Annotated in this window: 6 protein-coding genes; 4 read left to right on the plus strand and 2 right to left on the minus strand. The window is 65.8% G+C overall.

Translation table 11 applies throughout. From position 1 onward, the window contains the following. Positions 1-400 precede the first annotated feature (400 nt). Together ahpC and AC1AYD_RS04525 are read left to right on the plus strand one after the other, a co-directional pair. The gene (gene ahpC, locus AC1AYD_RS04520) at positions 401-964 is read left to right on the plus strand and encodes an alkyl hydroperoxide reductase subunit C (RefSeq protein WP_034525582.1); all 564 of its coding nucleotides are present in this window, start codon (positions 401-403) and stop codon (positions 962-964) included. Positions 965-1,198: 234 nt separating this feature from the next. Continuing rightward, positions 1,199-3,193: an FAD-dependent oxidoreductase gene (locus AC1AYD_RS04525; RefSeq protein WP_476502229.1), complete on the plus strand. Its 1,995-nt coding sequence runs from the start codon at positions 1,199-1,201 to the stop codon at positions 3,191-3,193. A 189-nt stretch (positions 3,194-3,382) separates the two neighbouring features. On the opposite strand, the gene AC1AYD_RS04530 is transcribed toward AC1AYD_RS04525, so the two are convergent. Both AC1AYD_RS04530 and AC1AYD_RS04535 read right to left on the minus strand, forming a co-directional pair. Beyond that, positions 3,383-4,699, minus strand: a complete 1,317-nt coding sequence (locus AC1AYD_RS04530) for an OFA family MFS transporter (protein ID WP_476544746.1) — start codon at positions 4,697-4,699, stop codon at positions 3,383-3,385. A 792-nt stretch (positions 4,700-5,491) separates the two neighbouring features. After that, entirely contained in the window at positions 5,492-8,248 is a 2,757-nt protein-coding gene (locus tag AC1AYD_RS04535; protein WP_476544747.1) for a phosphoenolpyruvate carboxylase, read from the minus strand. A gap of 423 nt (positions 8,249-8,671) precedes the next feature. On the opposite strand from AC1AYD_RS04535, the gene AC1AYD_RS04540 reads away from it, so the two are divergent. Further along, a complete protein-coding gene (locus AC1AYD_RS04540; RefSeq protein ID WP_476544787.1) occupies positions 8,672-10,522 on the plus strand; it encodes a threonine/serine exporter family protein in 1,851 nt (616 codons plus the stop codon). Positions 10,523-10,732: 210 nt separating this feature from the next. Further along, entirely contained in the window at positions 10,733-12,409 is a 1,677-nt protein-coding gene (locus AC1AYD_RS04545; RefSeq protein WP_476544748.1) for a sodium/proline symporter, read from the plus strand. Positions 12,410-12,506 lie beyond the last annotated feature (97 nt).

The following is a 12,506-nucleotide window of genomic DNA, read 5'->3' on the forward strand; positions in this document are numbered from 1 at the left end:
TCTGAAGAGCCGCCGCGCTTTGGAATGGCATGTGTTGGAAAATCAAGGTTTTCGGCGGATGCGGGAGCCCGGAGACGGGGGTTCTTGCCGGGGTATGCCCACAGGTTGCAGGTGGAATCATGCAGGTTCGGGTCGGAACCGTGCAAGTAGATACATGAATCATGTAGTTTCCATGCCGAACCGTGCAGGTTGCGGTCGGAACCGTGCAGGTTCGCGTCCGGTTCGTGCCAAGACCGTCCTCGCCGCTTGGCCCCCAATCCCATTCCCGGTGTGATGTTGTTCATACATCGCTCTGCGCGAGCCGCGGGATCGGGGGCGGGGGTTCCGGGATACGATGGACGAGGTTGCACAGATCGCGGGACGCCGCGCGAATCCCACGCGGGTCCGGAAAGGAACGACGATGACTCTTCTGCAGCATGAAATCACCGACTTCAAGGTCCAGGCCTTCCAGAACGGCGAGTTCAAGGAGGTGACCAAGGACGACGTGCTCGGCCACTGGTCCGTGTTCTTCTTCTACCCGGCCGACTTCACCTTCGTGTGCCCGACCGAGCTCGAGGATCTCGCCAACAAGTACGACGAGTTCAAGAAGATCGGCTGCGAGATCTACTCCGTGTCCTGCGACACCCACTTCGTGCACAAGGCGTGGCATGACGCCAGCGAGAAGATCGCGAAGATCCAGTACCCGATGCTCGCCGACCCGACCGCCCTGCTCGCCCGCGACCTCGACACCTACAACGAGGCCGACGGCATGGCCGAGCGCGGCGACTTCATCGTGAACCCGGAGGGCAAGGTCGTGGCCTACGAGGTCACCTCCTCCAACGTCGGCCGCAACGCCGACGAGCTGCTGCGCCGCGTTCAGGCCTCCCAGTTCGTCTACGAGCACGGCGACCAGGTCTGCCCGGCCAACTGGACCCCGGGCGAGGAGACCATCGAGCCGAGCCTCGACCTCGTCGGCCAGCTGTGATCCGTATCGCCTAGACGATAGGCGACTCGCAGTGGCCCCCTCTGTGAGGGAGCTGTCAGCGAAGCTGACTGGGGGAGAGCGCGAGCGGAACGCAACATCCGCGTTTTCCCTCCCCCACCCGGCTGCGCCGGGAGCCCCCTCGTCAGAGGGGGCTTGTTGCTATTCATCCCCATCCACCTCACCCGCTTTGCGGGAGCCCCCGCCGGCGGGGGCGAACGTACGCAAGGAGCTTTCATGACGCAACAATCCACCCAGAACGCCACCCAGAACACCGACGACCTCTACGACGTCGTCGTCATCGGCGGCGGTCCCGCCGGCCTCACCGCCGGCCTGTACCTCGCCCGCGCCCGCTACCGCGTGCTCGTGCTCGAGAAGGACGATTTCGGCGGCCAGATCACCATCACCAACGAGGTCGTGAACTACCCGGGCGTGGGCCGCACGACCGGCCGCGCGCTTACCCAGACCATGAAGAGCCAAGCCAAGGATTTCGGTGCCGAATTCCTCTCCGCCGAAGCGACCGGCCTCGACGTCGAGGGCGACGTCAAGACCGTGCACACCACGCGCGGCGACCTCAAGACCTTCGGCATCCTCATCGCCACCGGCGCCTCCCCGCGCAAGCTCGGCTTCGAGGGCGAGCGCGAGTACGCGGGCCGCGGCGTCGCCTACTGCGCCACCTGCGACGGCGAGTTCTTCACCGGCAAGGAGGTGCTCGTGGTCGGCGGCGGATTCGCCGCGGCCGAGGAATCCGTCTTCCTCACCAAGTACGCGAGCAAGGTCACCGTGCTCGTGCGCGAGGACGATTTCACCTGCGACGCGTCGGTCGCCGCCGAAGCGAAGAACAATCCGAAGATTGACGTGCGCTACGGCGTCGAACTCAAGGGCGTCACCGCCGGTCAGGGCGGCTTGCGCGAGGCGACGATCGCCGATCGCGACTCCGGCGAGACCGAAACGTGGAAGCCGGCCGACGGCGGCACGTTCGGCGTGTTCGTGTTCGCCGGCTACGTGCCTGCCACCAATCTGGTGAAGGGAGTCGTCGAGCTCGACGATCACGGCTACGTCGTCACGCACGATTATCTCGAAACGTCCGTGCCGGGCGTGTACGCGGCCGGCGATCTGCGCGTGAAGAACCTGCGTCAGGTGGTCACCGCGACCGCCGACGGCGCGATCGCGGCCGTCGAGCTGGAACGGTACGCGAAGTCGGTGAGCGAGCGAACCGGCCTCGTCCCGCCGCGGCCGACCGCCTCCGCCTACGAGAAGGCGGAGGCGCAGGCCGCGACGTCGGCCGCGTCGGGTGTCGGTGCCGCCGGCACGTCGCCCGCGCCCGCGCCCGTCAAGCGCAGCGCCGACGCGGCCGCCGCGAAGGCCGCGTCGCAGCGCAAGCCGGGCGAGCTGTTCTCCGCCGCGATCAAGCAGCAGCTCGGCGTCGTGTTCGGTCGCATGGCGCGCCCGGTCACGCTCGCGTTGGAACTCGACGACACCCCGCTTTCCGCGGAATTGCAGGGATTCATCGGCGAGATGGTCGCGCTGTCCGGCGGCAAGCTGAATTCGGTGGCCGTGGATGCGTCCGGGGTGATCACGGCGGTGGATGGCGCGTCGGCGCCGACCGGTCTGGTCGTCGGCGAGCCGTTGGAGATCGTCGCCTCGGCGGGGGGTTCCGGTGCCGATGGTGGTGCCGATGGTGCTGGTGACGGTGCCGTGCTGCCGGTGTATGGCACGCTCGACGATTCCGGTCGCGCCGAATTCGATCCGGCCGGCGTGATGCCGGTCGCCCGTCCGGCCGTGCGCATCTGCGTGGCCGGTGACGGTTCCGGGGATGGCGATGGTGACGGGGCCCGCCTCATCTTCACTGGTCTCGCCTTCCATGGCGTGCCGTCCGGCCACGAGTTCAACTCGTTCGTGCTGGGCCTGTACAACGCGGCGGGCCCCGGCCAGCCGCTCGACGACGACTTGCGTGCGCGGGCCGCGGCGATTGATGCACCGACCGACGTGATGATTCTCGTGTCGCTCACCTGCACGATGTGCCCGGAGACGGTGCTCGCCTCGCAGCGCATCGCCTCACTCAACCCGAACGTGCGCGCCGAGGCCTACGACGTCTCGCACTTCCCGGAGCTGCGCGACCAGTACGGCGCGATGAGCGTGCCCTGCATCGTCATCGACAAGGGCGGCGAACAGAAGGTCGAGTTCGGCAAGAAGAACATCGCCCAGATGCTCGACCTGCTAGGTGCCTGACGCTCCCATCCCCCAACCTTCCCACTCCTAACCCCACCCACCCCAACTCCCATGGTGCGGTAACGCGATTTCGCGGATTGGCGGAATAACGCCGTTTTGCGTGACCGCACCATGAGGGGTTTACCGCACCATGGGAGTGATGGTGGGTGTGAGGTGTGGGGTGTGAGGATGGTGGGGAGCGATGGTGGGTCAGGCGGCCTTGCCGATTGCGGGGGTGGGCGCCGGCGACGGGGCCGCGTCACGGACGGCCGCGCGCTTGCCGGAGGCCTTGATCAGGGCGACGCTCACCAGCGCCACCGCGTACAGCGCGGTGAGCACCGGAATCAGCGCGGCGTAGCGATGCGCCTGATCCGGCGCGTGCGTCACCACGAACGAGGCCAGCTGGTTGCCGGACAGGCCGGCGAAAGCCCACGCGCTCAGGGTGAGTCCGTGCGTGGTGGAAACGGTCTTCGTACCGAAATGCTGGTCGAGCAGCACCGGCAGCGTGGAGAATCCGCCGCCGTAACCCGCGTTGACGAGGAACAGCATGGCGAGCACGGCCCACAGCAGGGCGTCATCGATGCTGTTCAGGACGATCTGCAGCAGACAGACGGCGATAGACATGACGAAGAGCACCTGATACACGCTTTCGCGGCGCTTCAGGTGGTCGGAGAGCGTGGAGAAGCCGATGCGGCCGACCGTATTGAACACGGAGTCGACGGCCAGTACCAGACCGATGACGCCCGCGGATGCCGCGGCGAACGCGCTCGGACTCAGCGAGGAGTACCGGGGGAGCGCGGCCAGTACGTCGTGCAGGATGTCCTTCTCCTGGCTGATGAGCGCCAGACCGCAGGTGATGTTGAGGTAGAACGCGATCCAGATGCCCCAGAACACGGGCTTCCTGAGAATCGAGACGCGGCTGACATGCGAGGTGACCGGATCGTACGTCCAGCCGGCCGGACGGCGGATGAGCAGGAATCCGATGAACATCATCACCGCGTAGACCGCGGCCAGTACGTAGAACATGGGCACCAGGCCGACCGTGCCGATCAGGACCTCCATCAGCGGGCTGCCGATCGCCTTGGCGAGGCCGAATCCGGCGACCGCGATGCCCGTGGCGAGGCCCTTGTTGTCCGCGAACCAGAGCATCAGGTTCTTGACCGGCGTCAGATAGCCGACGCCGAGTCCCACGCCCATGATCGCGCCGTAACAGATGAACACGCCCGGCAGGAAGCCCAACGCGATGCTCACGCCCGTACCGGCGAATCCGGCCACGAAGCAAATCATCGAGACGAGCGCCGACTTGCGGATGTCTTTCTCCACCATCGGCCCGGCGAACGCGGCGGACATGCCGAGGAAGAAGATGGCGAGCGAGAACGCCCATTCCACGGAAGCGGGGGCGACGTGCATCTGGTCGGCAATCAGCTGCTTGAACACGCTCCAGCAGTAGACGGTGCCGATCGGGATGTGGATGAGCAGCGCGGGCGCGATTGCGCTGGTCCAACGATTCGCGGTGAGCCTTGCCATGCGCGGGATTCCTTTCGTAGCGGGATACGATGGCCTGCCGGCATGCGCAGAGGGAGATTGGTCGCCGAGCCGTTCCGTGTGGAACGGTCATGCGAAACGATTGTGCACGCTGATCGTGCGATGATGCGGGATCCGCATGCCATAGGTCGTATGGCGTGCACGATGATTCCGCATCATGCGCATCGCGGATACCCGATAATCAACCGAACATCCCCGATGTGTGTTTCGCCGGCGTTCTTGCCCCCTGTCGACGCCGACAAAGAGCACTATAACGGGGATTCATGCCGTGGCTCGCGGAAGGGCGGCGGCTGTCTGCGTGAGATTGTTCACACGCTTTCGCGGGGTGGCCGTGTCGGGGCTCGGATATCCATCTGGCTTACGAGGGGTGGTTGAACTGGTGATTTCCGGGTATGGAGGTTGATATCGGGCCGTACATACCCGGGATATGCGGGATTGGGTACCCCTTGCAACGCGGATACGCATACGGGAACGGTGGAATGTACCCCTCGTGACGGCGATACGGAGGAATCGAGGAATCGAGGTGGAGGCTGGAAGGGCTGGGCGAGAGAATGGACTCGCCTACGGCGAGACTGTGCCGATTCGCGGCTTCGCCGCGGCGGCGGGAAAAGGAAAGCCTCCGCTCGGTCGCGGAGGCTTGCTGTATTGCGGGGTGTTCGCGCGCGCGAAGCGCATGAGCGCGAACACCCCGCTACGTTTCGGGCTGGAGAAGCCCACCGGGCTTCTCCAGCGTGTGTGGCGCGGCGCAGGCCGCGCCACACACGACCCGAAACGTCAGCCCGTGTTCTGCAGGCCGGCGGCGACGCCCGAAACGGTGCAGAGGATGAGATAGATGAACTCGGCCTGCTGGCTCTTCGAGAGCTCTTCCTTGTCCACCTTCTTACGCAGCGAACGCAGCGCGAGCACCTGGGTGACGGACAGCGCGTCCACGTAGGGGGAGCGGATTCGGATGGCCTGGCCGAGCACGTGGCGGTGCTGGAGCGGCCACTTGTCGCCGACGATGGCGAGCACCCACTTGCGGGTGAGCTCCATCTCGTGCATGACCTTCTCCGGCAGATCGGTGCGGTCGTCCAGCGCCAGGTACATCTTCGCGATGCGCTCGTCGGTCTTGGCGAGCGACATCTCGATGTTGTCGATGAACGTGGAGAACAGCGGCCATTCCTCGTAGGCCTGGCGCATCGTCTCCAGATCGCCGAACTTCTCGCACGCGGTGCCGAGGCCGTACCAGGCGGCCAGGTTGATGCGGGCCTGGGCCCAGGAGAAGATCCACGGAATCGTGCGCAGGTCGTCGAGCGACTTCGCGCCGAGGCCGCGCTTGGCCGGGCGGGAGCCGATCGGCAGCAGGCCGATCTCGGTCAGCGGCGTCACGGTGGAGAACCACTGCGCGAAATCGGGCGTGTGCAGCAGGTCGAGGAAGCGCTCGTGCGCCGCCTCGTCGAGCTCGTGCGCCATCTCCGCGTACTTGACGGTCATGTCCGTGTTGCGCTTCTCGACGCTCGGCGCGGACTGGAGCAGGGTCGCCGCCGCGACGGACTCGACGTGGCGGATGGCCAGCACCGGGTTGCCGTAGCGGGCGAAGATGACCTCGCCCTGTTCGGTGAGCTTGAAGCGGCACTTGACGGAACCGACCGGCTGGGCGAGCACCGCGCGGTTGGCGGGGCCGCCGCCACGACCGACGGCACCGCCGCGGCCATGGAACAGGGTCAGGTCGATGTCGTGCGACTTCGCCCACTTGGCGATGCGCTCCTGCGCGGAGTGCAGGGCCAGCGTCGCGGAGGTCGGGCCGGCGTCCTTCGAGGAGTCGGAGTAGCCGAGCATGACCTCGAGCTTGTTGCCGGTGGCCTTGAGGCGAGCCTGCACTTCGGGGATTTTGATCATGTCCTCGAGCACGTCCACCGAGTTCTGGAGATCCTCGAGCTGCTCGAACAGCGGGATCACGTCGATGGTCGGCACGTCCTCCGGATGCGCGAAGGCGAGACGGTTCAGCTCGTAGACGTCCTTGATGTTCTGGGCGCTCTTCGTGAACGAGATGATGTAGCGGCGGGCGGCCTTCGTGCCGTTGCGCTTCTGGATGGAGCCGAGGGCGCGGAAGGTGTCGAGCACCTCCTGGGTCATCGGCTGCAGGTCGCCGCGCTCGCCGTGCAGACCGTGCTCGCGGATGTCCGCGAGGGCGCGCGAATGCACGACGGAGTGCTGACGGAACTCCATCTCGACCATGTGGAAGCCGAAGGTCTCGGCCTGCCAGATGAGGTCCTGCAGCGGGCCGTAGGCGGAGCGCTTGGCACCCGCGTCGGCCAGCGACTTCTGGACCGTCTTCAGGTCGGCGATGAAATCGTCGCACGTGTGGTACATGAGGTCGGCGTCGCGCTCGATCGTGTAGTGCAGGCGATCGGCGATCACCAGCATGACGGCGCGGTGCAGCTCCTTGGTGGAGATCAGCGCGGCCTTGTCGGTGAGACGCTCGCTCATCTCCTTCTGGTGGCTCCACAGCATCTTGAGCTCGGCGCTCGGCGGCGTGGTCTCGGCCTCCATCGTGAGGTTCTTGCCGACGGTGCGGGTGGCCTCCTCGAGGGCGGCGAGCACGTGGTCGGAGAACTTGCGGGCCACCTGGCGGCTCACCTTGGCGGTGACGTTCGGGTTGCCGTCGCGGTCGGAGCCGATCCAGCTGCCCGGGTGGAAGAACGCGGGGCAGACGGGCTCGACGAGTCCGGCCTTGTCGCCCAGCACCCAGTCGTCGAAACGACGGTAGACCTGCGGGATCGTGTGGAACAGCGTGTTGTCGAAGATGTCGAGGATCGTGTCCGCCTCCTCGACCGGGGTCGGCTTCTTCAGCGCGATCGGCGAGGTGCGGAACAGCGCGTCGATCTCGTTGTAGAGGCGGCGGCTGTTCTCCTTCTTGTCCGAGCCGCCGAGCGTCTTGTGCGCGGTGAGCAGTTCGGAGATGCGGCGAATCTTGCCTTCGACGGCCTTGCGGCGGGCTTCGGTCGGGTGCGCGGTGAACACCGGGTGGAACTCGAGTCGGTCGAGCAGTTCCTTCGCCTTCGCCGGGCCCATCTCGTTGATGAGCTGGTGGTAGGCGACGGTAAGCTCGTTGATCGGGTCCACGGCGCTGTCCTCGGTCACCTTGGCCTCACGCGCGTGCAGCACGGAGACGCGGTAGTCCTCCTCGCACAGGTTCGCGAGGTGGAAGTAGGTGGCGAACGCGCGGGCCAGCAGCTGGGCGTCGTGGAGCTTCATCTTGTCGATGACGTCCACGGCCTTCTTCAGTCCGTCGTGATCCGGGTCGGGATCGACCATGACGCCTTCGAAGTGTTCGGCGCTGGCCTCGACCGCGTACTGGCGCACTTCGTCGAAAGTGGCGAGCAGTTCGGGATCGAACTCGCCGAGCACGTCGCGCAGAATGCGCAGACACAGATCCATATCGCTGGCGAGTGATTCAGGCAGCTGACGCTCTTCGGGACCCTTGGTTCCGGTGCCGGTCGAGACTATCGTCGCGTCGGCGGGCGTGATCTGCTGATCGTTATCTGTCATCAGACCTCCTTCTGCCGCGTTGAGGGTTGCTCGGTCTGCCGATCGTCCATGGCTCCTCCATGGTTGTTGAGATCGGCCGTTGCGAGCCCACAGCCCTGCGCAGCGTTTGGTTGTGGTCGCCATTGTAGCCACGGGTAATCGCCGTTTACGTTACGAATCCCATTTTTCGCGCGAAATTGTGGGTGGATTGCGTGCGTTTGTCGAATCGTGACGCCGAAATGTCCGGTATGTGGGCAAAAAGATGGTCTCCGATGATTGCGGGGAGACTGCGCGGTAGTAATGGACACCGTGAGTGAGAGCCAAGAACAGAGCCAGCATCAGGACGGCGAGCCGCCGGTCCGGGGGCATACCGACATCAGAAACAGCCATGAGCACGGCGCGATCGCCGTCCAGCATTTCCACACCCACTCCATCCCGTTGGATATGGAGGACATCGAACGCGATTGGGACAAGCCCATCGCCGAGGCGGGCATCGCCGCGAAGGCCAGCGTGATCGTGCGCGTCGGCCTGCTCGACCTGTCGGCCGGCACCGGATCGTTCCGCGTGCGCGAGATGATGCATCGCATCGCGTACCCGCTCGGCGTGCACGTGCGCGCCGACGTCAACCTCACCGACATCGAGGCCGCGTGCACGGACGGCAAGGACCGCATCACCGAGGTCATCGACCTGCCGAGCACCGGCGTGAACACCGAACGCATCTGGCTGCTCGAGCATTTCGCCGACTGGTTCAGCGTGAACCTCGGCGAGGAGAGCATGTACCACGTGCAGCCCGAGGTCTCGCAGGGCCTCATGCAGCATCTCGACGCGAAGGACGCCTCGCAGGTCTCCGCCGACCTCTCCAAACAGCTGCGCAAGGAGGAGAAGGAGGAGAAGCGCGAGGAACGCGCCGCCTCCCGCCCCGGTCAGGACGCCGTGCTCGACGCGCTGGAGGAGGCCAACCGCCACAGCGATCCCGGCGACCCGCGCGCCCACCAGCTGCACGTGCACGAGGACGACTGGTCTCAGTCCGCGATGACCCAGTCGCTCGCCGCGCGCGCCGCCGACGAACAGGCCCGTGAAGCGGAACAGGAAGCGGAGCAGGAGGCGGCACATGCGGCCGAGGTGCGAGGCGTGGACGCGCCGGACGCGATGGAATCGGACTTCCCCGACCACGTCGCCGGCGGCACCGAGAAACCGGCCCAACGTCGCCGTCCCAAGGCCGTGAAGGCCGCGAACCGCAAGCCGCCGAAGGAATACGCCGAACACTTCGACGATCCCGCATCCGCGGCGAACGGCAACGGCGGCCGCGGCATCACCGTGCGGCAGGCGCACCACCGCCTCGACATGATCGAGCACCGCAAGCCGCTCTACTCGCCCGCCTTCGCCGGACTCGCCTCCGCGATCGCCTGCGCGTCCTTCGTGTTCCTGCTCGGCGGCGGCCCGTACGACATGGTCGGCGCGTTCTTCGGCGCCGGACTCGGCCACTGGCTACGCCGCCGCCTGTTCAAGCATCACCTCAACCAGTTCTTCGTCACGTTCGTCTGCGTCGCGCTCGCCGCGCTCGTCTGCACCGGCACGCTGCGCCTCATCGGCCTGTTCGATCCGATCGCCCTGCAGCACGACACCGCGTACATCGGCGCGATGCTGTTCGTCATCCCCGGATTCCCGCTCATCACCAGCGGCCTCGACATGGCGAAGATCGACTTCCCGTCCGGCATCCAACGCCTCACGTACTTCCTGTGCATCGTGCTGATGGCCACGCTCGCCGGCTGGATGGTCGCCTCGATCGTGCACCTCAACCCGACCGGATTCGAGCCGCTCGGCCTCAACGTGTGGGTGAACGGCGCGCTGCGATTCGTGTTCGCGTTCCTCGGAGTCTGGGGCTTCTCCGTGATGTTCAACTCGCCGCAGCGCATGTGCCTCGTCGCCGCGATCATCGGCGCCATCACCGATACGCTGCGCCTCGAGATCGTCGACATGGGCGTGCCGGCCGAGGCGGGCGCGTTCATCGGCGCCCTCCTCGCCGGCCTGCTTGCCACCGCATGGCGCTCGTCCGTGCGCAAGGGCTGGCTCGCGCCGCACTTCGGCTACCCGCGCATCTGCCTGACCGTGCCGTCGATCGTGATCATGGTGCCCGGCCTGTACATGTACCAGGCCATGTTCCACCTCGGCTCGTTCGACACATTGACCGCGCTCGACTGGGCGTTCAAGGCGTTCATGGTGATCATCTGTCTGCCGATTGGCCTCGCGATGGCCCGCGTCATCACCGACAAGTCCTGGCGCTACGACATCTGATTTCCTTTGCTCAGCCCCCTCGTCAGAGGGGGCCTTTTCTATGGTTTTCGCTCAGCATGCGAGACGTATTCGTGGGATTGTCCGCACTTTCGGGGAAGGTCGGCGAAAGCACTAGGAATTCCCAGAGAGAAACCCCACGGCCCTCGCGCGCAGGCGTCACGCGTCTGCGCGGCGTGCGGAGTCGTGGATATTTCGGATAAGGCGGTTAGCGTGGCGAACGATTTCTGGATTCTGCTGGCCATGGTCATCTACTTCGCGGCCATGCTGTCCATCGGATTCATCTACTCCAAGCGGTCCAACTCCTCCTCCAAGGAGTACTTCGCGGGCGGCCGCGGCGTCGGACCGTGGCTGACCGCCCTGTCCGCCGAAGCCTCCGACATGTCCGGCTGGCTGCTCATGGGCCTGCCCGGCCTCGCCTACTTCACCGGCGCCGCCGACCCGCTGTGGACCGCGCTCGGCCTCGCCATCGGCACCTACCTCAACTGGAAGATCGTCGCCCGCCGCCTGCGCCGCTACTCGGTCGTCGCCGGCGACGCGATCACCATCCCCGACTTCTTCGCCAAGCGTTTCCACGACACGAAGGGCGTCATCTCGACGATCTCCGCGATCATCATCCTCGTCTTCTTCTGCGTGTACGTGGGCAGCTGCTTCGTGACCGTCGGCAAACTGTTCAGCGCCCTGTTCGGCTTCGACTACCACTTGATGATGGTGCTCGGCGCGCTCGTCGTGTTCGTGTACACGATCGTCGGCGGCTACCTGTCCGTCGTGATGACCGACTTCATCCAGGGCCTGCTCATGTTCTTCGCGCTCGCCGTCGTGTTCGTCGGCACGGTCGCCTCCGCCGGCGGCATCGACGAGACCATCGCGTTCCTGCGCGCGATCCCCGGCTTCATCTCCGGCACGCAGGTCGCCTCGCCGACGCTCGACCCCGAGACCGGCAAGCAGATCGTCGAAGCCGGCAAGGCCGTGTTCGGCGCGCCGACCGACTACGGCATCATCACGATCGTCTCGATGCTCGCGTGGGGTCTCGGCTACTTCGGCATGCCGCAGGTGCTCGTGCGCTTCCTGTCGATCCGCGACGCCGAGGAGGTGCGCAAGTCGCGTATCATCGCCACCTCCTGGTGCGTGCTGTCGCTCGCCAGCGCCGTGTGCATCGGCCTTGTCGGCCGTGCGATGATGCCGACGCACCTGCTCACCGGCACCGATGCGGAGACCATCTTCATCGTGCTCGCGCAGACGCTGCTGCCGAGCTTCGTGTGCGGCGTGGTCGTCTCCGGCATCTTCGCCGCGTCGATGAGCTCCAGCTCCTCGTACATGATCATCGGCGCCTCCGCGATGGGCGAGAACATCTTCCGCGGCCTGTTCCACAAGAAGGCCACCGACCGCCAGGTGATGATCGTCGCGCGCATCACGTTGGTCCTCATGTTCCTGTTCGGCTGCCTCGTCGCCTACGACCAGAACTCCTCGATCTTCCAGGTCGTCTCCTACGCGTGGGCCGGCCTCGGCGCCTCGTTCGGCCCGCTCATGCTGTGCGCTCTGTACTGGCGTCGCGCGAACAAGGTGGGTGCCGTCGCCGGCATGGTCTCCGGCACCGCCACCGTGTTCATCTGGCACAATCTCGTCAAGCCGCTGGGCGGCGTGTTCGCGATTTACGAGCTGCTGCCCGCGTTCCTCGTCTCGTTGCTGTGCATCGTCGTGTTCTCGCTGCTCACCGAGAAGCCGAACGACCGGATGCTCTACGAGTTCGACCACTACATGGACGACCCGCTCCCCGGCACTCTCCCCTCCGGCTCCGTCCTCGTCGACGAGCCGATGGAGGTCATGGCCGAAGAGGTGAGTGGACAGCACGGTGTGCTGTCCACCGACTCGGCCGGAGAGAGGCGATAGCCAAACGACGGCAGGAAACCGCCTCGCCGCAGGCGAGTCGTTCAGTCACCGGCAAGTATCCTCGGCCCTTTCGGCCCCCTCTGACGAGGGGGCTCCC

The organism is Bifidobacterium sp. LH_426 (assembly GCF_056356875.1).

Excerpts from the sequence above, each read along its gene's own strand:
- ahpC (WP_034525582.1), top strand. The coding sequence starts at position 401 with ATGACTCTTCTGCAGCATGAAATCACCGACTTCAAGGTCCAGGCCTTC.
- AC1AYD_RS04525 (WP_476502229.1), top strand. The coding sequence starts at position 1,199 with ATGACGCAACAATCCACCCAGAACGCCACCCAGAACACCGACGACCTC.
- AC1AYD_RS04530 (WP_476544746.1), bottom strand. The coding sequence starts at position 4,699 with ATGGCAAGGCTCACCGCGAATCGTTGGACCAGCGCAATCGCGCCCGCG.
- AC1AYD_RS04535 (WP_476544747.1), bottom strand. The coding sequence starts at position 8,248 with ATGACAGATAACGATCAGCAGATCACGCCCGCCGACGCGACGATAGTC.
- AC1AYD_RS04540 (WP_476544787.1), top strand. The coding sequence starts at position 8,672 with ATGGAGGACATCGAACGCGATTGGGACAAGCCCATCGCCGAGGCGGGC.